The sequence below is a fragment of the Clostridium thailandense genome (genome assembly GCF_019207025.1).
GTDB classification, from domain to species: domain Bacteria; phylum Bacillota; class Clostridia; order Clostridiales; family Clostridiaceae; genus Clostridium_AM; species Clostridium_AM thailandense.
Map to the genome: position 1 here is coordinate 65,852 of NZ_JAEEGC010000037.1, position 25,103 is coordinate 90,954.

22 protein-coding genes, 1 tRNA gene and 1 pseudogene are annotated in these 25,103 nt (G+C 31.1%); 6 read left to right on the forward strand and 18 right to left on the reverse strand.

The window, feature by feature from the left end; all coding sequences use genetic code 11:
* Nucleotides 1-6: 6 nt before the first annotated feature.
* Together I6U48_RS08960 and I6U48_RS08965 are read right to left on the reverse strand one after the other, a co-directional pair.
* The gene (locus I6U48_RS08960) at nucleotides 7-1,764 is read right to left on the reverse strand and encodes a ComEC/Rec2 family competence protein (RefSeq protein ID WP_218320071.1); all 1,758 of its coding nucleotides are present in this window, start codon (nucleotides 1,762-1,764) and stop codon (nucleotides 7-9) included.
* A gap of 43 nt (nucleotides 1,765-1,807) precedes the next feature.
* Nucleotides 1,808-4,402 (reverse strand): cation-translocating P-type ATPase, encoded by a 2,595-nt coding sequence (locus tag I6U48_RS08965; RefSeq protein ID WP_218320072.1) that lies wholly within the window; start codon nucleotides 4,400-4,402, stop codon nucleotides 1,808-1,810.
* Nucleotides 4,403-5,031: 629 nt separating this feature from the next.
* Here I6U48_RS08965 and I6U48_RS08970 point away from each other — a divergent pair.
* From I6U48_RS08970 to I6U48_RS08990, 5 genes are all read left to right on the forward strand, one after another.
* Nucleotides 5,032-5,955 carry an ABC transporter permease gene (locus I6U48_RS08970; protein ID WP_218320073.1) on the forward strand — a complete coding sequence of 308 codons (924 nt, stop codon included), beginning with the start codon at nucleotides 5,032-5,034 and terminating at the stop codon, nucleotides 5,953-5,955.
* A gap of 11 nt (nucleotides 5,956-5,966) precedes the next feature.
* Entirely contained in the window at nucleotides 5,967-6,881 is a 915-nt protein-coding gene (locus I6U48_RS08975) for an ABC transporter permease (protein ID WP_218320074.1), read from the forward strand.
* Between the two features lie 15 nt (nucleotides 6,882-6,896).
* Entirely contained in the window at nucleotides 6,897-7,919 is a 1,023-nt protein-coding gene (locus I6U48_RS08980; protein WP_218320075.1) for an ABC transporter ATP-binding protein, read from the forward strand.
* A complete protein-coding gene (locus tag I6U48_RS08985) occupies nucleotides 7,906-8,883 on the forward strand; it encodes an ABC transporter ATP-binding protein (protein ID WP_218320076.1) in 978 nt (325 codons plus the stop codon). The genes I6U48_RS08980 and I6U48_RS08985 overlap by 14 nt, the downstream gene beginning before the upstream one ends.
* Before the next feature lie 100 nt (nucleotides 8,884-8,983).
* Nucleotides 8,984-10,663, forward strand: a complete 1,680-nt coding sequence (locus I6U48_RS08990) for a peptide ABC transporter substrate-binding protein (RefSeq protein ID WP_218320077.1) — start codon at nucleotides 8,984-8,986, stop codon at nucleotides 10,661-10,663.
* Nucleotides 10,664-10,828: 165 nt separating this feature from the next.
* On the opposite strand, the pseudogene I6U48_RS30465 reads toward I6U48_RS08990, so the two are convergent.
* The 6 genes and pseudogenes from I6U48_RS30465 to I6U48_RS09015 form a co-directional block, all read right to left on the reverse strand.
* A pseudogene (locus tag I6U48_RS30465) lies at nucleotides 10,829-10,963 on the reverse strand (MFS transporter); the annotation flags it as partial.
* 44 nt (nucleotides 10,964-11,007) lie between these two features.
* A tRNA-Sec gene (locus I6U48_RS08995) sits at nucleotides 11,008-11,104 on the reverse strand.
* Nucleotides 11,105-11,217: 113 nt separating this feature from the next.
* Nucleotides 11,218-13,125: a selenocysteine-specific translation elongation factor gene (gene selB / locus I6U48_RS09000; protein ID WP_218320078.1), complete on the reverse strand. Its 1,908-nt coding sequence runs from the start codon at nucleotides 13,123-13,125 to the stop codon at nucleotides 11,218-11,220.
* Between the two features lie 18 nt (nucleotides 13,126-13,143).
* Entirely contained in the window at nucleotides 13,144-14,529 is a 1,386-nt protein-coding gene (gene selA, locus I6U48_RS09005; RefSeq protein ID WP_218320079.1) for an L-seryl-tRNA(Sec) selenium transferase, read from the reverse strand.
* Nucleotides 14,530-14,547: 18 nt separating this feature from the next.
* Entirely contained in the window at nucleotides 14,548-15,582 is a 1,035-nt protein-coding gene (selD, locus tag I6U48_RS09010) for a selenide, water dikinase SelD (protein WP_218320080.1), read from the reverse strand.
* Between the two features lie 87 nt (nucleotides 15,583-15,669).
* Nucleotides 15,670-16,266, reverse strand: coding sequence for a helix-hairpin-helix domain-containing protein (locus tag I6U48_RS09015; RefSeq protein WP_218320081.1), 597 nt, complete (start codon nucleotides 16,264-16,266; stop codon nucleotides 15,670-15,672).
* A gap of 128 nt (nucleotides 16,267-16,394) precedes the next feature.
* Here I6U48_RS09015 and I6U48_RS09020 point away from each other — a divergent pair, with 128 nt between their 5' ends.
* Nucleotides 16,395-17,618, forward strand: a complete 1,224-nt coding sequence (locus I6U48_RS09020; protein WP_218320082.1) for a D-alanyl-D-alanine carboxypeptidase family protein — start codon at nucleotides 16,395-16,397, stop codon at nucleotides 17,616-17,618.
* A 44-nt stretch (nucleotides 17,619-17,662) separates the two neighbouring features.
* Here I6U48_RS09020 and I6U48_RS09025 read toward each other — a convergent pair whose 3' ends face one another.
* From I6U48_RS09025 to I6U48_RS09070, 10 genes are all read right to left on the reverse strand, one after another.
* Nucleotides 17,663-18,565 (reverse strand): RluA family pseudouridine synthase, encoded by a 903-nt coding sequence (locus tag I6U48_RS09025; protein ID WP_218320083.1) that lies wholly within the window; start codon nucleotides 18,563-18,565, stop codon nucleotides 17,663-17,665.
* A gap of 200 nt (nucleotides 18,566-18,765) precedes the next feature.
* The gene (locus I6U48_RS09030; protein WP_218320084.1) at nucleotides 18,766-19,146 is read right to left on the reverse strand and encodes a RidA family protein; all 381 of its coding nucleotides are present in this window, start codon (nucleotides 19,144-19,146) and stop codon (nucleotides 18,766-18,768) included.
* A gap of 117 nt (nucleotides 19,147-19,263) precedes the next feature.
* A complete protein-coding gene (yqeK, locus tag I6U48_RS09035; protein WP_218320085.1) occupies nucleotides 19,264-19,830 on the reverse strand; it encodes a bis(5'-nucleosyl)-tetraphosphatase (symmetrical) YqeK in 567 nt (188 codons plus the stop codon).
* Nucleotides 19,831-19,906: 76 nt separating this feature from the next.
* Nucleotides 19,907-20,509: a nicotinate-nucleotide adenylyltransferase gene (gene nadD / locus I6U48_RS09040; protein ID WP_218320086.1), complete on the reverse strand. Its 603-nt coding sequence runs from the start codon at nucleotides 20,507-20,509 to the stop codon at nucleotides 19,907-19,909.
* 20 nt (nucleotides 20,510-20,529) lie between these two features.
* Entirely contained in the window at nucleotides 20,530-20,820 is a 291-nt protein-coding gene (yhbY, locus tag I6U48_RS09045; RefSeq protein WP_218320087.1) for a ribosome assembly RNA-binding protein YhbY, read from the reverse strand.
* A 15-nt stretch (nucleotides 20,821-20,835) separates the two neighbouring features.
* Nucleotides 20,836-22,113, reverse strand: coding sequence for a GTPase ObgE (gene obgE / locus I6U48_RS09050; protein ID WP_218320088.1), 1,278 nt, complete (start codon nucleotides 22,111-22,113; stop codon nucleotides 20,836-20,838).
* Nucleotides 22,114-22,552: 439 nt separating this feature from the next.
* The gene (gene rpmA, locus I6U48_RS09055) at nucleotides 22,553-22,855 is read right to left on the reverse strand and encodes a 50S ribosomal protein L27 (RefSeq protein WP_218320089.1); all 303 of its coding nucleotides are present in this window, start codon (nucleotides 22,853-22,855) and stop codon (nucleotides 22,553-22,555) included.
* A 4-nt stretch (nucleotides 22,856-22,859) separates the two neighbouring features.
* Complete coding sequence (locus tag I6U48_RS09060; RefSeq protein ID WP_218320090.1) at nucleotides 22,860-23,189, reverse strand: ribosomal-processing cysteine protease Prp; 330 nt, start codon at nucleotides 23,187-23,189, stop codon at nucleotides 22,860-22,862.
* 5 nt (nucleotides 23,190-23,194) lie between these two features.
* Nucleotides 23,195-23,509 (reverse strand): 50S ribosomal protein L21, encoded by a 315-nt coding sequence (gene rplU / locus I6U48_RS09065; RefSeq protein ID WP_218320091.1) that lies wholly within the window; start codon nucleotides 23,507-23,509, stop codon nucleotides 23,195-23,197.
* Nucleotides 23,510-23,651: 142 nt separating this feature from the next.
* Nucleotides 23,652-25,103: an Rne/Rng family ribonuclease gene (locus tag I6U48_RS09070; protein ID WP_218320092.1), complete on the reverse strand. Its 1,452-nt coding sequence runs from the start codon at nucleotides 25,101-25,103 to the stop codon at nucleotides 23,652-23,654.

The window sequence follows — 25,103 nt, forward strand, 5'->3', positions numbered from 1 at the left end:
TCATCATTAATAAACTTTAATTATCTTTCTAAATATTATAACATACAATGATAAATTCTCTTCTATATTATGTTCTTTGTTCGTAAAAAAATTATTTTCCGGCCTTTGATTTAAGGCTTTAGTTGCTGAATTATCTTTATTATTACTATTTACAGGTATAAATTCACTTTGACCTTCATTAATATTGATATTAAAAAATTTTCTTTCTCCGTAAGGTGTAATATTTAAATGTAAGCTGCTGCCAATATCGATTTTTAACTTTTGCTTAGGATTAGTAATAATTTTATCTATATTCATTTTTTCTTTTAATTCAATTATCTCCTTAGCTGAAGATTGATCATAATTGCATATCATAGTCTTATTCATTTTATATTCTACAATTATACCTTCCCCCTGTGAAAGAGGAACATAATATATATATGGCAGAAAACTATAATTTTGCCACATCATTAGAACTAGTACAAATACAGGAAAATATTTAAATCTTACATGACCATGTACATATAATAGGAATCCTAAATAAATTGCCATGAGTGCAAATCCATCTAAATATGTTAAATGAGTTATTGGTGGACAAATCTTTAAAATCAAGTAATTCGCACCTTCTGTTGCTGTTAATACAAAATTTAGTAATTTGGAAAAAATATCAAATATCACAGGTATAGAACACATTAATAACGCTAGGTTTCCAAGTATCACAATTGCAGAATACATAGGTAATAACAATATATTTCCCAATATAAAACCACCACTAAAGTTTTGTATGTTAAACGCTGTATATGGCACTGAGAATATTTGAGAGCTTAAAGTTATACTTAAACTTTCATTCAAAGCTTTTGGCAATCTATATAATATTCTTAATGTCTTTTTATAATACAGTAGTATCCCTAATGTAGCTAAGAAAGATAACATAAAACCAATATCCATTATGTAGTATGGTTTCATTATAAGAAGTATGACCCCAGCTAATCCCAAAGATGAAAGGCTGTCATAATTTTTAAAAACCAACTTTGAAGATTTAAATGCCAATATCATTATAAAAGCCCTTGCAGTAGATGCCTGCATTCCTGTAAAAATTAGATATAAAAAAGAAGTTACAACTGCAAATTTTAATCCTATAGTAAATTCTAATACCTTATAGATAATAGCCATATGAAATCCAGATACACTGATAGCATGAAATACACCTAATTTCTTAAAATCGTTTTTTTGGCTCTTAGTTAAATAACCTGCATCGCCATAACAAAGTGCCATTATTACAGATGATTTATCTTCTCCAAGCTTTTGTTTAAACTGTAAATATATATTTCTTTTTATTTCATATAGATAATACAACATGTCCTTATTACAAACTTCATACTTATCTATTTTATAAGTTCCTACAATTCCACTAGTATAATCCTTGTTATTTTCAAATTTACCATAAACCTTTAATAATTTTCCCTCCTCAATTTTATTAACCTTTCCATTTACTAATATTTTTCTCCCTTTATATTCCGCTAAACAATAGTATCCTTTATTTTCAGTTATCCTAAGCTCTATTGGGTTATAAATCTTTATATTAAAATATAATACGAAACTCAATGCGCCTACTATTAAAAAGAGCATGTTGAGTATAAAAAAATTTTTATTCAGAGTAAAGAATAAGACGGCAAAAAAAGATGCAGTAATTACTGCACCTATTAAGGCATTTTCATATAGCAATAATGAAGATAGACATCCTATAAATACAGAAACAAAATAATAAATAAGAGGCCTTTTCATTTATATCACCACCTATTATAATATTATCCAAATAATAGGCGATTTAATCATACTCTTCTTTATTCAGTTTATTAAATATAGAAAATATTAAATATACAATTAGAATTATTGACGCAGTTTTCCAATATTCTACATTTAATATCACCTTTAATCCTCCAGCTATTACCAACAATCCTAACTGTAAAAATAAATTTATTGCTAATACTAAGTTCGAAAGTTTGCTTTGGAATATCTTTTTCTGCGAAAAACTAAATGTAAAAAGCACTGCGCATAGATTTAATACAGTAAAAGATAAAATTTGAGCAAGTCTTGTATCTCCATTATAATTTAAAATTAAAGGTATAAAAGCTCCACCTCCAATTAACAATCCATTGAAGATTGTAAATACTAAATTTTCTTTTAAAATGCTTTTATCTATCTTATATCCATTACAATAAGATTTTTCATTCTTATGTTGAACTACTAAAGCCAAACATGATATAAAAATTACTATGTTATGAAACCAAAATGCTTCTATATATATTAATGTCAGATTATACTTCCACAAAAGTGACAGTACACTAAATGTTAACATAGCCGAAGTACACCCCGCCACATATATAACAATCTTTTTCAGTAGATTGACTATCTTTCTTGAATCCTCAATAATATCTAAAATATGCATAAAACTGATATCCTTTAGTATGATGTCTGATAGTCTTCTAACCATTTTACTGGTTGAAGTTGTAATTCCCACATCTGATACTCTAAGCGCAGGAAGATCAACTAACTTAGCGCAGGTTATTGCAGTAATATATCCATAACTCTTTAAAGCCTTTATTGCCTTAACCTTATGTCTAGTCCTTATCTTCGAAAAGATTTTTATTTTATCACCTATCCTATCAAATTCATCCTTTGACATATTGTCTATTTCTACACCAGATATTATTTCATTAAGCTTAGAAAGTAAGTTCAACTTTTTTCCTACTGCAAATGCCGTAAGTTTATTATCATCTGTAATAATAACAGGCTTAATGCCCATTTTTTCACTTCTACCAATAGAATCTATAGCCTCACCTTTTAGCTTATTCTCAAATCCAACTAAACCAACAAAAACCAAGTGACTCTCTATATCTTCTTTAAGACTTGGTTCATAATTGAAATTTCTATAAGCAAATCCTACCACCGATAGACATTCAGCAGACATGCTCATTCCTGCATCTCTTATTGCATTAATTTCTTCTTCCGTTATCTCCACTTCTACACCGTTTTTCATTATATGAGTAGAGTTATTTAATATTGAGTCTACTGCTCCTTTAATATTTGCTCTATAATTTCCTTCTAACGAATTTATTGTAGTCATTATTTTTCTCTCGTTATCAAAAGGAATATATGAGACTCTCTTATTGTGTTTATCCGATTTCCTCTTATCCAATCCGTTTATCATAGCAAATTTAACAATTGCTAGTTCTGTTAGATCTTCTTTAGGGTTATTTACCTTTCCTGTCTCCATTTGTGTATCATTGCAAAGCAATCCAATTCGCATTATTCTTTCCAAGTTTTCGCTATTGGCTTCTTTTGACTTTGAATTTACTGTGTCGCTAACAATCTCTATAAAGTTTCCATTAGTAAAGATTTTTGCAACCTCCATTTTATTTTTTGCAAATGCACCCACTTTATCAGTACAAATAACCGATACTGAAGATAACTTTTCTAAGACAGATAAGTCCTTAAATTCAATAAAATTTTTTTTCATTTTTCTAAATAAAAACATATAAAATATACTTATAATAATTATAAGTCCTTGCGGAATTGTTCCCGATATAAACTCAGAAGAGGAAAAAATTATTTGATTAATGTTTTCTTTAGACCCTACCTTCAATGCCACATTCAATACTACCACTGCAACAGAAAATAAACTAAAATAATTTACTATCCCATGAATTCTCTTTCCTATAGGAATGCTAGTATCTACTTGAGCAAAAAAAATTTTAACTACATTCGCTATCTGTGTGTCCATTCCTGTTGCTATAACTATCCCTGTACCACTCCCATTTACAACAACTGAAGATTTAAAAAGGATATTTTTCATATCTGATAAAGATATTTCTTTATCTTCTATTTTTGTTTCATATTTTTCTACCAAAAATTTTTCACCAGTTACAGAAATTTCACTAACTTTTAATTCTTCACTTTCTATTACTCTTAGATCAGCAGGTACACCTTCCCCTTTGCCAACTATAACGATATCACCTACAACTAATTCCTTAAACGGAACTTTTAAAGTTCTACCATCTCTTACGACTCTTGCTAATCCATTATTTAAACTTTCTAATTCCTTTATGCTTTTCTCACTTTCATGTTCATCTAAAGATGTAAATCCCACACTTAATATAATTATAAATAGAACCATGCTAGCTAACATGAATTGGTTAAAGTATAAAAAAACTCCTAAGGATAAAATCAATATTAGCATCCAAGGTTCTTTTATTTGATTAACAACTATGGAATGCAAACTTCTAGTTTGAGGTATAATGATTTTGTTTGTACCATATTTTTCTCTCTTAATATCTATTTCATCCTCATCTAACCCAGAGTAAATATTGCTTTCTAAGCTTTTTACTATTTCACTCCATGAACTTCCATACCATTGAACCATATATTTTCACCTTTCTACATCATATTAAAAATATAATTATAATTAAAAATTATAAAATTAATCCATAAATCCATAATGTCTATATGGATTTATCTCCCTATTTAATATTCGTCTTAATATTAATAGACTTTAAAATAAAATGAACAATTTGGTATTTACTTTACTAATTTTAAATTTTTTTATTTTTTGTAGAATATTAATCATTAGTTTTATTTACTATAATTGTAATAATTTTTGTGTCACTGTATGCACAGGAAGAACCTTTTGTGTTTTTTGTTTTCGAAAATTAGACATCAATTCAACATATTTCATTCTTTTTTCAAAAAATTTGTCAAAAAATTTTTTTAAAATCCCTATCTTGTATTTATTATCATTCTCTACTGATTGACACACTTTTAGCTATATGATAACATTATCTAAAAAAATAACCGTATGAATTTGCTCATTGAAAACAGAATAACTACTACAAATTTTTTTCTTTTTACTAAATATTCTGACTAATGCATCTTGTATTACAGATAAGTATATTTTATTTTTATATTTAATATATTTAAAATAAATAGTAAATTAATATTTGTTTAAGACGTTAAAAACTTCATAGGCAAAACATAAAAATTGGGGGGTAAAAAATGCTAAAGTACATTTTCAAAAGATTATTTTCTAGCATCGTAACAATTTGGGTAGTAATAACTGCCACTTTTTTTCTTATGCACGCAATGCCTGGAGGACCATTTGATTCAGACAAAAAACTTCCTGAAAGTGTGAAAGCTAATTTGGAAGAAAAATTCGGACTTAATAAAAGCCTTGGCGAACAATATACTACCTACTTAAAAAATGTCACTCTTCACGGAGACCTTGGTCCTTCAATGAAATATGAAGGTAGAACCGTAAATGAAGTAATAAGCTATTCTTTTCCAGCATCAGCTAAACTTGGATTATGTTCTATAGCTTTTGCAGTAATCTTAGGAATATTTATGGGATTAATAGCTGCTCTTAACCAAGGAAAGTGGCAGGACAACCTGTGTATGTTTATATCCACTTTAGGTGTAACTATACCAAGTTTTGTTATGGCAACTATTTTTATTTATTTTTTTGCAGTCAAACTTGGATGGCTACCGGCTGTTGGTTTTGATGGTCCTAAATATTACATATTACCAGCTATAGCACTTGGTGGATATTCAACTGCATTTATTGCTAGACTTTCTAGATCAAGTTTATTAGAAGTAATTAGACAAGACTATATTAAGGTAGCAAAAGCTAAAGGATTGTCTAAAGGCAAGATAATATATAAGCATACTCTTAAAAATTCTTTAATTCCTATTGTTACCTATTTAGGTCCTATATTTGCTTCAGTACTCACAGGTAGCTTTGTTATAGAAACTCTATTTGGTATACCTGGATTAGGCAGAGAATTTGTTCAAAGCATTGGCAATAGAGATTATACTACTACATTAGGTGTAACTATTTTTTACAGCACCTTCCTTATATTATGTAACTTAATAGTAGATTTACTTTATGTAGCTATAGACCCTAGAATAAAGATTGACGCATAGGAGGATAAATAATGGAATTTTCTAAAGACTTATTTGAAAAAGCTTCTAAAAGCGAAAAAAATTCTGAAGAAATAGTAAGACCTAGTCTGAGTTATTGGCAAGATGTATGGAGGCGACTCAAGCAAAATAAGATTGCAATGATTGGATTGATTGTTGTCGTTCTTATAACAATACTTGCAATATTGGGACCATATTTTTCAAAATATAATTATTATTCACAAGACCTAGCAATTGCAAATCAAACACCAAGTAGTAAACACTGGTTAGGCACTGATAAATTTGGCAGAGACGTATTAATAAGACTTATTTATGGTGCTAGAATATCTTTAACTGTTGGTTATGCCGCTAGCTTACTTAATATAATTATAGGTGTTTTATACGGAGGAATAGCTGGCTATTTTGGGGGAAAAGTCGATGAAATAATGATGCGAATAGTTGATGTTATATATTCTATACCTATGACCATATACGTAATATTATTTATGGTTATCTTCGGAGCTGGCTTAAAGAGTATAATAATAGCTCTTGCAGTATCCTACTGGCTGACCATGGCTAGAATTGTAAGAGGTCAAATTTTAGCATTGAAGCAGCAGGAATTTGTATTAGCTGCCAAAACTTTAGGTGCCTCTTCTATTAGAATTCTTTTAAAGCACTTGATTCCTAACTGTATGGGACCAATAATTATAACTCTAATGATGTCAGTTCCTGATGCTATATTTACTGAATCTTTTTTAAGCTTCATAGGCCTTGGAGTTTCAGCACCTCAAGCATCTTGGGGAACACTTGCTTCGGAAGCATTAGACGGATATCAGTTATATCCTACTCAATTATTCTTTCCAGCATTAGCTATATGTATAACAATACTTGCATTTAATTTATTAGGTGACGGTCTAAGAGATGCACTAGATCCTAAGATGAAAAAATAATAGGAGGATTTTACTATGGAGAAATTGTTGCAAATTAATGGTTTGCAAACATCATTTTATACTTACGCAGGTGAAGTAAAATCTGTTAGAGGAATCTCTCTTTATTTAAATAAAGGAGAGGCCATAGGTATAGTTGGAGAATCAGGCAGTGGTAAAAGTATCACTATGATGTCTCTTATGAGGCTTTTACCTGATAACGGTAAGATAAAAGAAGGACAAACTTTATTTGATGGAAAAGATTTATCTAAAGCAAATGAAAAAGAAATGGAGAAAATAAGAGGAAATGAAATTGGAATGATATTTCAAGATCCTATGACTTCCCTAAATCCAGTTTTTACTATAGGTAATCAATTAATGGAGCCACTTATAAAACATAAAAAAATGAGTAAAGGTGAAGCCTTTAATAAAGCTGTAGAAATGTTGAGACTAGTTGGAATTCCTAGTCCTGAAAAAAGGATGAAGCAGTATCCTCATGAGTTTTCAGGCGGTATGAGACAAAGAGCTATGATTGCCATGTCTCTTGTATGCGCTCCTAAACTTTTAATAGCTGATGAACCAACTACTGCATTAGATGTTACTATTCAGGCACAAATTTTGGAATTAATGAAAGATTTAAAGTCCAAAATAGATATGTCTATTATACTTATAACTCACGACTTAGGTGTAGTAGCAAATGTATGTAGCAGAATTTATGTAATGTATGGTGGAACTGTAGTAGAAAGTGGAGCTTCGAGAGATATCTTTTATAATCCAAAACATCCTTATACTTGGGGGCTCTTAAGAAGTATACCAAATCCTAAAGAAGATATTAAGGAAAGACTGAAACCAATTGAAGGAACTCCTCCTGATCTTTTAAAACCTCCTGTTGGATGCCCTTTTGCTCCAAGATGTGAGCATACAATGAAAATTTGTTTAACCGAAAGACCACAACAATTTGAAATTAAAGATGGTCATTATTCCGCTTGTTGGCTAAGCCACCCCCAAGCACCGAAAACTATATCAAATATGAAAGGGGTAGCAATAAATGTCACAGAATAAACCTTTATTAGAAATACGAAATTTAAAAAAATATTTTGTCGCCCAAAAAAGCTTTTTAGGAAATAACCATAGTTTTGTAAAGGCTGTAGATGATGTTTCTTTCAACATAAATGAAGGTGAGACACTAGGTCTTGTAGGAGAATCCGGATGTGGGAAAACCACTACAGGAAGAACGATTATAAAATTATATGAGCCAACTGCTGGTGAAATAATTTTTGATGGAAAAGATATCGCAAAACTTAATTCAAAAGAAATTATGCCCTATAGGCGAAAAATGCAAATGATATTTCAAGATCCCTACGCATCCTTAGATGCAAGAATGACTGTAGGTGATATTATTGGTGAGGCTATTGATATTCATAAGCTTATGGGAAAAAAAGAATCAAAAGAAAGAGTAAAATATCTTTTAAGTAAAGTTGGATTAAATTCAGAACATGCAAACAGGTATCCTCATGAATTTTCTGGTGGTCAAAGACAAAGAATAGGCATCGCAAGAGCATTAGCAGTTGAACCTAAATTTATTGTATGTGATGAGCCTATATCTGCCCTTGATGTTTCTATCCAGGCACAGGTAGTAAATATGCTTGAGGATTTACAGTCAGATTTGGGTCTTACTTATTTGTTTATCGCTCACGATCTATCAATGGTTAAACATATTTCTACGAAAATTGGAGTTATGTATTTAGGCAAAATGGTAGAATTATCACCTAGTAATGAACTTTATAAAAAACCATTGCATCCATATACTCAAGCTTTACTTTCTGCTATTCCTGTTCCAGATCCAGACGCTGCAGAAAAAAACAAAAGAATTATGCTTGAAGGCGAAACTCCTTCTCCAATTAATCCTCCTCCTGGCTGTAGGTTTAAAGGAAGATGTAGATATGCAAAACCTATATGTGAGGAATCAGAACCTGAGTTAAAGGATTTAGGTGGCGACCACTGTGTTGCTTGTCATTTATATTAAGCTAAAAACCTAAAAGTAGCTCATAAGTAAAAATTAATTCCGATATTGTTTTAATTTTTGCTTATTATATTAAATAAATAATTTAAAGGGGGTCTTATAAATGCTAAAAAATAAAAAATTTAAATTAATTACTTTAGCTGCTGCTATTGCATTGTCTGCTTCAGTTTTTGCAGGCTGTGGATCAAGCAGTTCAAACGGGTCTACAACAGCATCCGGAAACAAAGTTATAAAAGTTAACATCGGTGCTGATCCTAAAACCATTGATCCAGGTTTAAACAACTCTGTAGAAGGATCTCATGTTATAGTTAATGCTTTTGAGGGTTTGACTAACCTTGATAAAGATGAGAAAGTTATTCCTGGTGTTGCTGAAAAATGGGATGTTTCAAAGGATGGATTACATTACACTTTTCATCTAAGAAAAGATGCAAAATGGTCAGATGGTAAACCAGTTAAAGCATCTGACTTCGAATACGCTTGGAAAAGAGCCCTAAACCCTGATACTGCTTCTGAATATGCCTTCCAACTTTTCTACTTAAAAAATGGAGAAGCATACAATCAAAGTAAAGATGAAAAAGCAACAAAAAAAGCCACTGCTGATGAGGTTGGTGTTAAAGCAACAGATGATTATACATTAGATGTTACTCTTGAAGGAGCTACACCTTACTTTTTATCTTTAATGGCATTTCCAACTTATATGCCTGTAAGAAAAGATATAGTTGAAAGTCACCCAAAAGACTGGGCAACAAAACCAGAAACTTACGTATCTAATGGTCCTTTTATGATGAAAGAGCTTAAAATGAAAGATAGCATAAACTTTGTGAAGAACCCTAACTATTGGAATACAAAGAGTGTTAAACTAGATGGAATTCAATTTAAGGTTTTAGACCAAGAAAGCAGCTACTTCGCAGCATTCAAAACAGGACAAATCGATATGATTGATAAACCACCTGTACAGGAAATTCCTAATTTATTAAAGGATGGTACGGCTAAGTCATATCCTTATCTTGGAACATATTACTATGACTTTAACATATCAGCAAATGCTGCAAATGTTAATCCTGATGCAGCAAAAGCTTTAAAGGATGTTAGAGTTAGAAAAGCTTTATCACTTGCTATAGATAGAACAGCTATAACTAAAGATGTTTCAAAAGGTGGAGAGATTCCTGCTACAGGTTTTGTACCAAGTGGTGTAACTGATGAAAAAGGTACTAAGTTTAAGACTAAGGAATACTTGAATAAAACTGCTAATGTAGAAGAAGCTAAAAAGCTTCTAGCTGAAGCTGGATACCCAGATGGTAAAGGCTTCCCTAAACTTGAAATAATATATAACACATTACAAATGCATCAAAGTATAGCTGTGGCAGTTCAGGATATGTGGAAGAAAAATCTAGGTATCGACATAACTTTAAGAAATCTTGAAAGAAAAGTTCAGTTAACCGAAGCTAACAAGCATAACTTTGTTGTAAACAGAGATGGCTGGATTGCTGACTACAATGACCCTATGACTTTCCTTGATATCTTTACTACTACTAATGGTAACAATTACTGTGGATATAACAATCCAAAATACGATGAATTAATTACTGCTGCAAAACATGAAGCAGATTCTCAAAAAAGAACTGCTATGCTTCATCAAGCTGAAGATATGTTAATGGAAGATATGCCAATCATGCCAATTTTTGAATACACTGAAGTAGTTTGTATGAATAAGAAACTTAAAGATGTTCATGTATCAAATCTTGGATTCTTTATATTCAGAGATGCTGATTTAGAAAAATAGTAACATTAAGGGGCTGTGGTACTATAGAGAAGAACCGCCAAAAGTTAACTTTCTGGTGCATTTCTTTATAGTGCTACAGTCCCTTTTTAATTATATATAGATTCCTTCAAAGCTTTATATCATTTTAGTAAATTAATTTCATCAAGAGTCCGTCCTTTAGTTTAAATAGTTAGGAGCAACCCCAGATAGTGCACTAGCTAATCCATATAGCACAAGGTTAAACTCAACGACTGTCCTTCTGCCCCATCTATCGGCAACCATTACACCAGCGACCATTCCCTGATCCATAGCATCAAAAATCCTTGAGAAAATTATACAAATCCTCTCAAGGCTTGATATCACTATGGCGGGAATATGTGGGAATCGAACCCACCCGTCGTGGTCTTAGCACGGCAGAACGGTTTTGAAGACCGGCAGGCACACCAGCACCTATCTACTCCCATATCTAATTACATAGAGTATTATAAATTATATAATTTATTATGTCAACGCTTTTGGCGCCTCTCATCTATCACCTTATGTAATCGATTGTATTATATTTGGTGATACTAATATTAATAAAGCACTCTCTTATCCTCTAATCTTTTAGTTAACTTTATGCTATCAAAATGCTCTACAAGTGCCATAGCATATTTTCTACTTGTATTTAGCACATCTCTTAATTCTGCTAAAGTCATACTTCCATTATTAGTTATAAGATTTATAACTAATTCTTTAATTTTGATATAATCTTCCAATAAAAAGAAGCAATCTTCTGATACTTTTACTAAAACCCCCTCATCCACTATAGAATCAAATACCATTTTAAAGTTCTTAGTATCCTTCTCTTTTATCTGAAGTTCGCTATATTTTGGAGGTGAAAATTTAGCAATATTGAAAGACTTTATAATGTTTTCTCTTATTGCTTTTTGTTCTTTAGTATATATTATTTTAAATTCCGGAAGTAAAATCAAATTACCATGAGTAAGTAATACTTGTTCATTTACTAATAAATCCATCATCTGATCATAGGTTTTCTGCTTCACGGATTTTCCAAAGACTTTATTTTTTATTTCTTCTTTAGATATCCCCCATTTAAGTGGGTTTTCCTTATGGTATTTATCGAGTATATTCACTATTTCAGCTATTTTTTCATTAATAAACTCTCTATGAACATATATTGCTTTATCTCCACTTTCAAATTTCACTATTTTGTCTTCATTTATTAATTTCTCTAGCTTTTCCTCAATACTTTCTTCGTTTTTTCCCAATGCTTTTAATATATCTACAGTTCTTGGGTATTCCTTACTTAAGTTTTTAATAGTATTTTCCAGTATACTTTCAGTTTTTCCACTTTCTTTTAGCTTTAGCTCTTCAATATACTCCTTATCAAATTGTTTTGCTTTTTTAGCAAGTGGCTCAATTATAGATCCACCCCCTATGGTATTCATAGGTGAGTAGCTTCGTATTACATATCTATCATTTCTTTGAGCAGTTAATGGTTTCTCTAATCTTAATTGTACATATACTTCTTCTCCTGGCTTCACCTGCTCTTTATTTAACAGCACTACTCTGCATATAATTTCACTTGTCCCATGATAAAGCCTCACTCTTTGTCTATTTTCTAAGGTCCTTGATGCGCTTTTTAAATAATATAATTTGCAATCAATCATTAGAGATGGTTCCATTAAATTTTCAACGGATATTACATCTCCCCTTTTAACATCATTTACCCTTACGTTTGCTATATTTATAGCACATCTCTGTCCAGCCTCAGCAACTTTTACAGGCTGATCATGTACTTGAATTCCTCTTACTTTAGATGCAAGCTTTGCTGGATAAACTTCTATTATTTGTCCTTCTTTAACTGATCCACTTATGACAGTCCCTGTCACTACTGTTCCAAATCCGCTTATCGTAAATACTCTATCTACTGGGAGTCTAAAGTGCCCTTGTATGTCTTTAGCTTCTACTTCTTCCGTAAACTTATCTATATCTTCTATCAAATCATCTAATCCAATACCAGTCTTAGAGGATACTGAATGAATTGGGGCATTTTCTAAAAAAGTTCCCTTAAACTCATTTTTTATCTCTTCTCTTATCATTGATAACCATTCTTCATCTACTAGATCTGATTTAGTAAGAACAATAATTCCTTTTTTAACGTCCAGTAATTGAAGAATCTCAAAATGTTCTCTTGTTTGAGGCATTATTCCTTCATCTGCAGCTATTACTAAAAGAACTATATCTATACTACTTATCCCTGCTAACATGTTTTTAATAAACTTTTCATGTCCTGGTACATCTATAATTCCTGCCCTCTTACCTGATGGCAAATCAAAAAAAGTAAATCCAAGATTTATAGATATTCCTCTTTCCTTTTCTTCTCTAAGAGTATCTGTTTCTCTACCAGTTAAGGCCTTTATAAGAGTGGTCTTTCCATGATCTATATGCCCTGCTGTTCCAATTATAATATGTTTCATAAGCTTACCACCTCTCTTTTAATCTAGTAATCCAAAAGCATCTGCTATTACATCAAAGTCTTTATCAAAAATAGTTCTTACATCTAAAATAACTTCATTATTTGAAATTCTAATTATTACAGGAATTTTATTTTCTCTTAGTCTTTTTTCCAATTCCTGTGGAGAAAATTTATTACTTTCTGCCTTTATAACATATGTTTGGATTTTCTCTGTAGGCATTGAACCTCCGCCTACCATAGAATAATCTTCTTGTAAGGTAAACTTAAAATTTTTTACTCTACCTTGAAGCTTCTTCTTAAGTTTTTGTGCTCTTTTCTTATGCTCGCTTTTTTGACTTAATATCATATGCAATGTAGGTATATTTTCTATAGCTTCTCTTTCATCTAAATAATACTTAAGGGTTCCCTCTAATGCAGCAAGTGTCATCTTATCTATTCTTAACGCCCTAGTAAGTTGATTTCTTTTCATTTTGTCTATATATTCTTTCTTACCTATAACTATGCCTGCCTGTGGTCCTCCAAGCATCTTATCTCCACTAAAAGTAACTACATCTACACCTTTTTTAATACTTTCTTGAACTGTGGGCTCATGTGTAAATCCATATTTTGAAAAATCTATTAATGTGCCGCTTCCTATATCTTCAACTACTGGTATTTTCTTTTCACCCCCTAGTTGAACTAACTCTTCCAAGGACACATCCTCTGTAAATCCTAAAATTTTAAAATTAGATGTATGAACTTTTAATAAAACACCAGTATTTTCATTTATATTATTATCATAGTCGTATAAATGAGTTCTATTTGTTGTTCCAATCTCTACAAGTTTTGCTCCACTAAAGTTCATAACGTCTGGAATTCTAAAAGAACCTCCTATTTCAACTAGCTGCCCTCTGGAAACAATCGCTTCCTTATCTTTACACAAAGTATTTAGAACTAGCATAACCGCAGCTGCGTTATTATTTACAACCATAGCCGCTTCTGCTCCTGTTACTTTCTTAATAAGTTCTTCGACATGACTATACCTTGAACCTCTTTGTCCCTTTTTCAAATCATATTCTAAGTTATTATAGTTATCAACTACATTTACAACATTATCTAATGCCTTTTTTGCAAGCAGTGATCTTCCTAAATTAGTATGTATAATCACTCCTGCAGCATTTATAACTTTTCTAAACCTTGAACTATTCCTTTGCTCTAAAAGTTCTAAAAAACTTTTTAATATATCTTCTTTTGAATACTCCTCTATATTATTACTCAATATAAACTCTCTATACTTATCTATTGTCTCTCTTAATGCTTCAACAACAATCGTTCTCATTGTAGAATTCAGCTCATTATTTACTATAGGTTCTTTTAGAAGTTCATCTATCTTAGGAAGATTACGTAATAACTGACTTTTTTCCACTTTCCCCACCTCTTAGATTTATTCTACTACTATATAGATTTCTCCTTGATTAGGCATTACCTCACCAATAATTGCTGATGGTAATTCCAACTTAGAAAGTTCCTCCATTATTTTAGAACTTTCATCTTTTGAGCACGTTACTAGAAGGCCTCCTGATGTTTGAGGATCAAATAATATATCTTTCATCCATTCTGGAGTATTTATAAATTCAAGCTTACCATCTATGTACCTTCTATTATTATAAGCACCAGCAGGTACAAGACCCATTTCTGCATATTCTTTTGCTTCTTTTATATATGGTATTTTATCCTTATATAATTTTAAAGTAACTCCTGAAGCTTTAGCCATTTCATATCCATGACCCATAAGTCCAAAACCAGTTACATCAGTACAAGCTGAAATATTGTAATTTACAATTATTTCTCCTGCATATTTATTTAATGTAGCCATAACCTTCACGGCTTCATCATAAGCCTTTTTTGATGCTATTTCACCCTTTATAGCAGTATTTATTATTCCAGTTCCTAAAGGTTTGGTTATAATAATATCCTCTCCAACTTTCGATCCAAAATTTTTAAGAATTTTATCTGGATGAACTATTCCCATTACAGATAATCCATACTTTGGCTCATCATCTTCTACAGTATGGCCGCCAATAACTACTGCCCCTGCTTCAATGACCTTATCTGCTCCGCCTCTTAATATTTCTCCTAAAACATCTATAGATAAACAATTAGGAAAACATACTATATTTAAAGCTACTGTCGGTTTTCCCCCCATTGCATATACATCACTTATAGAATTCGCCGCGGCGATTTGTCCGAAAGTATAAGGATCATCAACCACTGGAGTAAAAAAATCTAGTGTTTGTATAACTGCCATTTCATCATTTAATTTATAAACAGCAGCATCATCAGAAGTCTCTATTCCTACTATTAAATTTTTATCTTCCATTTTAGGTAACTTACCTAATATTTTTGACAGGGTCTCCGGCCCTATTTTTGCTGCTCATCCTGAAGTTTTACTTAATTCTGTAAGTCTTTTTTGAGCCATATTGACACCTCCCACCAAAATTTCTCAACTTTTATTATATAATACTTTATGTACTTTTTAAACATTAAAGACATGTTCCTATATAATTTACCTTATATCTGCTTTTTCTTTTATTTTTTCTAATGTTTTATCTCCTATTCTACCAACTTTTTTTAAATCCTCAATACTTGAAAATCTACTATTTTTTTCTCTATAGTCAATAATTTTTTGTGCTGTAACATCCCCTATTCCTGGTATGTTTTTTAATTCATCCTTGGATGCCGTATTTATATTTATTTTTGCATCCTGATTTGAAGTTCCTATATGTGTATTAGCGGTACCATTAGGATTACCTTCTAACTTTTTCTCTACATATATGTAGTCCTCATCCTTTAACTTTTTTGCTAAATTAAGTTTTGATTTATCTGCACTTTCCAGAAATCCACCTGATATTTTTATTAATTCATCCAGCCTACTATCATTCTTAAGTTTATATACTCCAGGATTTTTTATCTCTCCATTTATATACACGGTAATTTCTTTAGTATCTTTAACATCTTTGCTCTCTACAGAAGTTGTTTCATTAAATACTTCTTTACTGTTAAATTGTTTAGATGGTTTTGATATATAGTAGCCTACAGATAAAAAAATTATAAATATAACTAATATTGCAATAGAACCAATAATTTTTTTCTTATCTCTCATTCTTGTCTCCACTCCTCTACACAATATTTTCTTTATATACTAAATTATTGACAGCTTTATAAAAATTCTGTCGCATAAAAAGCCTTTTTTTGATATAATTATGATTAACAATGTTTTAGGAGGCTAAAATGAAGAAGTTAATAACGTTTTTAATATGTTTTATAGTAATTTTTTCTAATATTAACTATAAAGTCAATGCAAAAGATGCCCCACCAACAGTTTCTGCAGATAGTGTAGTTCTAATGGATGCCTTATCTGGTGAAATTTTGTATGCAAAAAATGCTTATGGAGCATACCCACCTGCATCTACTACTAAGCTTATGACTGCTCTTTTAACCTTAGAAAGAACCAAGTTAGATGATGTCGTTACAGTAGGTAAAAACCCCCCAGTTGTTGATGGAAGTAAAATTTATTTATTTGAAGGTGAACAAATAAAAGTAAAAGACTTATTATATGGATTATTACTTTGTTCTGGTAACGATTGCGCGGAAGCCCTTGCTGAACATATAAGTGGCTCTATAGATAAGTTTGCTGGGGAAATGAATAAGAGAGCTTTAGAATTAGGATGCAAAAATACAAATTTCGTTAACCCTAGTGGTTTATATGATGAAAAACATAAAACGTCAGCTAATGATTTAGCACTTATAATGAAAGAACTATCTAAACACCCTGAGTATACCCAAATTGCCACTACTAGCTTTTATAAAATTCCAACCACAAATAAAAGTTCTTCTGAACGTCCCTTATGGAATGAAAATAAGCTGATACAAAAATCTTCTAGTTATTATTATGAAGGCTGTCAAGGCGGAAAGACAGGATATACTATACAATCTCAGCATTCTTATGTATCCTGTGCTACTAGAAACGGACAGACACTTATAGTCGCTTTAGTTCATGATAAAGAAAAAACATTTTTCCCTGATGCAGCTGCTTTATTTAACTATGGATTTAATAACTTTCAATCAGTTCGTTTGTTTGCTAAAGGAGATCTAGTGACAACTTATAAAGACAATGGTTTAAATATACCATTACTTGCAGCTTCAGATTTCTATTATGTTAAAGAAAAAGGCAGCAACCCTACTACTAAATTTAATATAAATGATAAAATCTCAGCAGATAAATTTTTTAAGCAAGGGGATATAATTGATGAAGCAACTATATCTTTGGATAACAAAAATATTGGAAGCTTAAAGTTAATCAGCGGAACCGACCACGAATTGAAACAAGTATTTCAATCTAACACATTGCAAAGTAACTTCTCGAAACCTCAATATATTATACCTGCTGGCATTGTAGCTTTGGCTGCAATCATATTTGTTTTAAAAAAGTTAAAATTATTTAGTAGAAACTAAATTTATAACAATAAGAGCCGATGACTTTAGCATTTTACTTGTCATCAGCTCTTTATTTTATTTAAGAGTTCTTTCATATCTTCTGGCATATCTGCCTCTAATTCTAATATTTCTCCAGTCCTTGGATGAGGAAACTTTAGCTTATACGCATGAAGCGCCTGTCTTTTTATGTAGTCATCCTCATTTCCTATACCATATAAACTATCTCCATATAATGGATATCCCAAATACGTTAAGTGTACTCTTATTTGATGCGTCCTACCCGTTTCTAATGTAAGCTTTACCAAATCACCTTTACGGCAACTTTCTAAAACCGAGAAATGAGTTATACTTTCTTGTCCTCTTTCATCTATAATTCTTTTTATAGTATCGCCACCTACTCTATAAATAGGCAAATTTATAGTTCCTTCTTTTTTGTCAATGTTTCCATGAACAATTGCCAAATAGCTTTTTTCAAAATTTTCATTTCCCATGTCCCTTGCTAAAGCCATATGAGAAAATTGATTTTTAGCTATTATAATAAGACCCGACGTATCCATATCCAATCTACTTACAAGCCTTACTATGCACTTTTCATCTTTTTCTTTGAAATAATACAGAAGCCCATTAGCCAATGTACCGTTAGGATAGCTTTTGGTAGGATGTACCACTATACCTGGTTGTTTATTTACAACAATAATATCACTATCTTCATAAATCACATCAATAGGAATTGGCTCTGGATCTATGTTTTGACTTTCTTCTTTTGTTACATCAAAACCTATCTCGTCATTTAACTTAACTACATAGTTTAACTTTACTCTAGTTCCATTTACAGTTATCCTTCCATCTCTTGCAGCCCCACTTATAAGCCTTCCTGAAAGCTTTTCTACAGCCCTTAAATATTCTCTAAGCTTTTTACCCGCTGTTTCCTCTGAAACCTTAAAAATAAGCTTATTTTCCTTCATAATGCCTCCTAACTAATTGATATGGGGCTGTTTCACCGTATAGATAACCAAGCCAGACATTTAACTTATACGCAGGGATATGTTACCAAAACTGAAAGCACATATAAAAATTTTTATCGTGCTGAAGTTTGGTAACACATACCGGGGAATAAGTTAAGTGTCGGCCGTGGATATCTATAGGTGCAACAGCCCCACTCTAACTATTCTGCTAATGCTATTACTTCTATTTCAACTAAAGCATCTTTTGGAAGTTTTACTTCAACACATGATCTTGCAGGCATATCTTTTTGGAAGTATTTTGCATAAACTTCGTTGACAGCAGCAAAGTCACTCATATTTTTTACAAATACAGTTGTTTTAACAACTTTATCAAGTGATGATCCCGCAGCTTCAAGAATAGCTTTTACATTTTCTAATGATCTTTCAGCAGCTTTTTTTACGTCTCCGCCAACTAATTCTCCAGTTGCTGGATCAAGTGGAATTTGTCCTGATGTAAATATTAAATTTCCAGCTTTAACTGCTTGTGAATAAGGTCCTACTGCTCCTGGAGCATTTGTTGTGCTTATTATTTTCTTTTCCATAATGTTAAACCCTCCTAATATATTGGCAATAATTTAAATTACTACCACTTTGTTATATGTTTATCCAAACACTATTATTATACCAAAACCATTCATTTTGTGCATAATATTTTTTAATTATTTTATAGAAATTAAATGATTTCTTGCTTCAATAGTATCAAAATGCAACAGTTGCTTTCTATCAATAACAAACTTTATAGTATTATCAAAAGATTTTAGCAAAGCTTTATCTATATCCTTAAAAGCTACTTCTCTTAATTCTTCTACTCCCGGAAAGTTTCTTAAAGGTTCTATATAATCAGCTATATATATAACTTTGTCAATCATACTCATATTTTTTCTTCCTGTAGTATGATAGGTAATTGCATCTAATATTTCTTTATCATCAATTCCCATTATTTCTTTAGCTAATACAGCGCCTACTGCTCCATGAAGTAATTGCGGACTCTCTTTACACACATCATTTATTTTTATATCATGTTTCAATGCAATCTCTAAAATTTGTTCATCATTCATATTTTTTGCACAATCGTGTACCAATCCCGCTATTTTCGCCTTTTCAATATTTAATTTATATGTTTCTGCTAATTTTACTGCTGTGTCCTTTACACCTAGACTATGCTCATATCTTTTATATCTAAGGTTTTTCTTTAAGTAATCCTGTATTTTTTCTTCACTCCACATCCCTAATTCACTCCAAAACAAATAATTACAGATTTCATAAGTATACTATAGCAAATTTATTATTTGTTATAGTCTTTTACTTATAAAGTTTTAATGCCTTAACAGTATTATAAACTCCTTCTGGCAATAGATAATTTACATTTTTTTCTTGTTTTATAGATTTCCTTATATTGGTAGATGAAATATCCAAAAGAGGAACATCTAAAAATATAATTTCATTTAAATATTTTCTTTCGATTTCGCTTTTTTTCTCTTGTATATTTTTCATACTATAGCCTGGTCTGTTAAATACTACAAATTTACAAAGTTTGAAAATTTCCTCAGAATTTTTCCAACTTTCAATATCCATTAAACAATCTACACCAGTAAGAAAATACCACATAGTATTCTGTTCAATACTATTAAAATATTTTAATGTTTTATAAGTATAACTTAAATCAGTATTTCTTAATTCATAATCACTTATCTCAAATCGCTTTTCTTCTCTTATAGCCATCCTTACCATTTCATATCTTAAAAATCCATCGGTTATATTCCTTCCTAATTTGTGCGGAGGATTACCTGATGGCATAAATATTATGTTATCCAATCCAAGTTTATATAAGGCCTCGTAGGCTATATATAGATGTCCGTTATGAATAGGATCAAAAGTTCCACCAAAGATAGCTTTTTTAATCATATACAATCTCTCCAACTTTATTATGGTAACTCTATTCTAGGATTTTTCTTTGATCTTCTATAAAGTACAATTTTATTTCCTATACTTTGAATTCCCTCACAGCCTAATTCGCTACAGATCTCATCTGAAGCTTCTCTAGTGCCATAGTCACTATTATTTAATATAGATATTTTTATAAGTTCCCTAGCCTCTAACGCCTCATCTATTTGCTTTAAAAAATTCTTCTCTATTCCATCTTTGCCAACTTGAAATATAGGATTCATTGTATTAGCAAGAGATCTTAAGTAACTTCTCTGTTTGCTTGTAATCATGTTTTCCCTCCCTAATTATAATAAAAATTCAAATTCAAAATCATTAAGTCTAACCAAATCTCCATCTTGAATTCCCATATCTACAAGCTCTTGAATAACTCCCTTGTTTGCTAAAACCTTATGGAAATATCTTAATGCATCTGGATCATTTACATTTACACTAGCTAGCAATCTATCTACAAAGCTTCCTTCTACAACAAATATACCTTCATCTTCTTCACGTATAGAATAAGTAAATTTCTTTTCTTCAGGTACAAATTTATCTTCTTCGCTTATTTCTATATCAGTAATAGGAATAGTACTCAGTATTCTTGCAGCTTCCTTCATAAGATCTTCTACACCTTGTTTAGTTGCTGCGGATATTCTAAATACCTTGTCATATCCCAGTTCTCCAACCTTTTTCTTAAAATCTTCGAATATTTCTTCATCATAAAGCATATCACTTTTGTTTGCTGCAATTATTTGTGGTCTATCCCAAAGTTTAATACTGTATTTCTTAAGTTCTTCATTTATCTTCAGAAAATCTTCAAAGGGATCTCTTCCCTCTATTCCAGATATGTCTACAACATGTATTAAAACTCTTGTTCTTTCTATATGTCTTAAGAACTTTATTCCAAGTCCTACACCTTCTGAAGCTCCTTCTATTATTCCAGGGATGTCAGCAATTACAAAACTTGGAATTCCTTGAATATTAACCACTCCAAGATTAGGATTCAAAGTAGTAAAATGGTAATTAGCAATCTTCGGTTTCGCCTTTGTTACTACTGAAAGCAAAGTTGATTTACCTACATTGGGAAATCCTAAAAGTCCAACATCTGCAAGGATTTTAAGTTCTAAGGATATCCATCTTTCTTCTCCAGGCATGCCAGGTTCCGCAAAATCTGGTGCCTGTCTAGTAGATGTCGTAAATCTTACATTTCCTCTTCCGCCTCTTCCACCTTTAGCTACCACATACTGATCTCCTGCATGTGCCATGTCAGTCATTATCTTGTCTGTAGCTATATCTCTTACTACTGTTCCCATAGGAACTTTTATATATAAATCCTCTCCATCTTTACCAAAACATTTAGAACCTTCTCCATGTCCTCCTCTTTCTGCTGCATACTTTTTTCTATATGTAAAGTCTAAAAGAGTTGTAATGTGAGGATCTGCTACTAAAATAACATTTCCTCCGTCTCCTCCATCTCCTCCATCTGGTCCACCTAAAGGTATGTACTTCTCTCTTCTGAAGGAGATTGACCCATTTCCTCCATCGCCTGACTTAACAAATATCTTGGCTGTATCTACAAACATAAATTATTCACTCCTTTTCATACACGAGATTCCATCATAAAAAATTTATTTATCTTCATCGATATAAACTTTCAATAAGAACCCTATAGTTTCTATTAAACCTTCTATACTTATGTGATTAAGTATAAATTAAATCAATAATTATAATATATATGAACGCTTACGCTGTTTCTTTCAAGTTCATATGTTTTACTCGTTAAATATATTGTTAGCTAAATATCACTTTTTTAATATAATCTTTTATGAAAAATCTAATATGAATTTTCAATCATTTTATTAAAGTATTAAAAGCTAACCTCAAGTTCTGCTACTTTTATATAATACCATAAAATTTACTAAAATTATTAAATTACGTGGGATTTTGTTCAACAAATTCATTATTAATCCACTCTCTGAAAGCTTTAAAAAAGCACCCTTAAATAGGGTGCTTTATTTTAAACTATTCTGCTATTGCTTCTTCAACAACTACAGGGTACACACTAGCTTTTTTCTTATCTTTTCCAACTCTTTCGTATTTAACTACTCCGTCGATTTTAGCGAAAAGAGTGTCATCACTACCCTTACCTACGTTGTTTCCTGGATGGATTCTTGTTCCTCTCTGTCTAACAAGTATGTTTCCAGCTAGAACAAATTGTCCATCAGCACACTTAGTACCAAGTCTTTTTGATTCACTGTCTCTACCATTTCTTGAGCTACCTACCCCTTTTTTATGAGCAAATAACTGAAGGTTCATTAGTATCATTCTACTACACCTCCTCTACTTCTACTTTTATATATTCACCGTAATTATTTTCAATACCTTTTAATCCCAACAACAAGGTCTCCATTAGAACTTGACATGCTTTAATCTGATCTGAAGGTAAACTTTTAATATTTATGCTTAAAAATCCATCTTCATTTACAGAAACTATGGGTTTAAAGTGTAAAACCTCTGTTATCCCATTAGACACAGCTATCGCTAATACAGAAACTGCACTACAAACTATATCTTTTCCGTATTCATCAAACTCGGCATGGCCTTTAGCTTCCATAAAAACTATGTCATTTTGATTTTTTAAAAACCTTACACTAATCATAATAATTATGCATTAATTGCTTCTATTTGAAGTTTTGTGTATGGTTGTCTGTGACCTTGTTTCTTTCTGTAGTCTTTCTTTCTCTTATACTTGAAAACAACTATTTTCTTGCCTTTTCCTTGAGCTAAAACTTTAGCTGTAACTTTAGCTCCTTCAACTACAGGTTTTCCAACAACTAACTCTCCACTCTCCTTGCTTACTACAAGAACATTATCAAGTTCAACTGTTGTATCAACTTCAGCGTTCAACTTTTCAACGTATATAACGTCTCCTTGTGCAACTCTGTATTGTTTTCCTCCAGTAACTAAAACTGCGTACATCAAAACACCTCCTCAATCCAGTCTCGCCAATTAAGGTACATAAACAAAAAAGCTGTTCATGATTTACATAACCTTCTCTGTGCGGTCTACAAAAGCCATTCTAACACATATGCAATAACTTGTAAAGAACTTTTTATAAAGATCATATACTACCGCTATCGTATATCTTATATTTCTCTAAACTTTCTATCTGACTATGAAAAATTAACGGCTCTACCTTAAAATGTTCATTGATTCTGTAAGTTACATAAATATTTTTGTCTAGGGCATCTATACTTTTTACAAAACCTATTATATCTCCCTGAACATCTTTTGCATAAATCTCATCTAACTCTATATGTATGTCATGTATGTCTCTTTGTTCATCTATTCGAATTATTTCATTGTCTATAAGCATACATAAGTAGTCAAATTTTACTCTTTTGCCTTTACCTTCGCAAGTTTTACAATCCTCTTCTATGTATTCATATATACACTTTCCTGATCTTCTTCTTGCTATTTGAACCAGATTTAAATCTGTGAAGTTATATACTACTGTTTTATTCTTGTCATCTAAAAAGCCTTCTTGAAGTTTATATAAAACTTTTTTCTTATTCTCACCATTATCCATATCAATAAAATCAATTACTATAATACCACTTAAATTTCTAAGTCTAATTTGTTTAGATATTTCTTCAGCAGCCTGATAATTTGTAAAAAATGCTGTTTTTTCTATAGAACTATTTCTTACATTCTTTCCAGAGTTAACATCGATAACATACATTGCTTCTGTTTTATCAATAATTATATAACCTCCACACTTTAATGGTACTTTATTATTTTTAAGGCTTAATAGCTCTCGTTCTATTCCGTAATAACTAAATAAAGACCTGCCTTCTTCATGGAGTATCATATTTGTTTTTGTATTAATTACGCCACTTAAAAAATTTGAAATATATCTATAATCTTCTTTATTATCAACATATACTTTAAAATTGTTTCCGCTTAGTTTATCTCTTAGAACTCTTCCTAAAATTCCTCCATCATCAAATACAATCCCAAGCTTAGTAGTATAATTAGCCTTGTCAAGCATATCCTTATATAGTGTATATAAATCTTTTATTTCATCATTTATTTTGCTTATAGAAACTTCCGCTCCATTTGTTCTTATTTTTATTCCTACATCTTCAGGTTTTATTAATTCCGCAGCTATTGAATCCTTTATACTTCTTTCTTTTATTTTTTTCGAAAAACTTATATCTTTACTAAATGTTTCCAAGACACAATAGGTTCCTGGTAAGCTTATTGCATTGGTAACTTTTGCACCTTTTGATCCCAGGTCTTCCTTTATTACCTGCACTAACAATTCTTCACCTTTTTTTAATTTCGTGTTTTTAAATTTCTCATCTAGATACATATATACATTTTTCTTATGTCCAATATCAATAAAAGCGCATTTTATGGCTGGTACAATGTTTTTAACTATACCTTTGTATATTTCTCCTGGGTAAGGCTCTCCTGTTTCTTCTTCAATAAAACATTCCTTTAACTCATCCTTTTCCTTTACCGCAATTCTTAAAAGTTCTTTTTTTCTTTCAATAAATATTTTTTTCAC

Bases quoted from the DNA above. Each gene is read 5' to 3' on its own strand.
- I6U48_RS08960 (WP_218320071.1), bottom strand. From the start codon at position 1,764: ATGAAAAGGCCTCTTATTTATTATTTTGTTTCTGTATTTATAGGATGT.
- I6U48_RS08965 (WP_218320072.1), bottom strand. From the start codon at position 4,402: ATGGTTCAATGGTATGGAAGTTCATGGAGTGAAATAGTAAAAAGCTTA.
- I6U48_RS08970 (WP_218320073.1), top strand. From the start codon at position 5,032: ATGCTAAAGTACATTTTCAAAAGATTATTTTCTAGCATCGTAACAATT.
- I6U48_RS08975 (WP_218320074.1), top strand. From the start codon at position 5,967: ATGGAATTTTCTAAAGACTTATTTGAAAAAGCTTCTAAAAGCGAAAAA.
- I6U48_RS08980 (WP_218320075.1), top strand. From the start codon at position 6,897: ATGGAGAAATTGTTGCAAATTAATGGTTTGCAAACATCATTTTATACT.
- I6U48_RS08985 (WP_218320076.1), top strand. From the start codon at position 7,906: ATGTCACAGAATAAACCTTTATTAGAAATACGAAATTTAAAAAAATAT.
- I6U48_RS08990 (WP_218320077.1), top strand. From the start codon at position 8,984: ATGCTAAAAAATAAAAAATTTAAATTAATTACTTTAGCTGCTGCTATT.
- selB (WP_218320078.1), bottom strand. From the start codon at position 13,125: ATGAAACATATTATAATTGGAACAGCAGGGCATATAGATCATGGAAAG.
- I6U48_RS09015 (WP_218320081.1), bottom strand. From the start codon at position 16,266: ATGAGAGATAAGAAAAAAATTATTGGTTCTATTGCAATATTAGTTATA.
- I6U48_RS09020 (WP_218320082.1), top strand. From the start codon at position 16,395: ATGAAGAAGTTAATAACGTTTTTAATATGTTTTATAGTAATTTTTTCT.
- I6U48_RS09025 (WP_218320083.1), bottom strand. From the start codon at position 18,565: ATGAAGGAAAATAAGCTTATTTTTAAGGTTTCAGAGGAAACAGCGGGT.
- I6U48_RS09030 (WP_218320084.1), bottom strand. From the start codon at position 19,146: ATGGAAAAGAAAATAATAAGCACAACAAATGCTCCAGGAGCAGTAGGA.
- yqeK (WP_218320085.1), bottom strand. From the start codon at position 19,830: ATGTGGAGTGAAGAAAAAATACAGGATTACTTAAAGAAAAACCTTAGA.
- nadD (WP_218320086.1), bottom strand. From the start codon at position 20,509: ATGATTAAAAAAGCTATCTTTGGTGGAACTTTTGATCCTATTCATAAC.
- yhbY (WP_218320087.1), bottom strand. From the start codon at position 20,820: ATGATTACAAGCAAACAGAGAAGTTACTTAAGATCTCTTGCTAATACA.
- obgE (WP_218320088.1), bottom strand. From the start codon at position 22,113: ATGTTTGTAGATACAGCCAAGATATTTGTTAAGTCAGGCGATGGAGGA.
- rpmA (WP_218320089.1), bottom strand. From the start codon at position 22,855: ATGATACTAATGAACCTTCAGTTATTTGCTCATAAAAAAGGGGTAGGT.
- I6U48_RS09060 (WP_218320090.1), bottom strand. From the start codon at position 23,189: ATGATTAGTGTAAGGTTTTTAAAAAATCAAAATGACATAGTTTTTATG.
- rplU (WP_218320091.1), bottom strand. From the start codon at position 23,509: ATGTACGCAGTTTTAGTTACTGGAGGAAAACAATACAGAGTTGCACAA.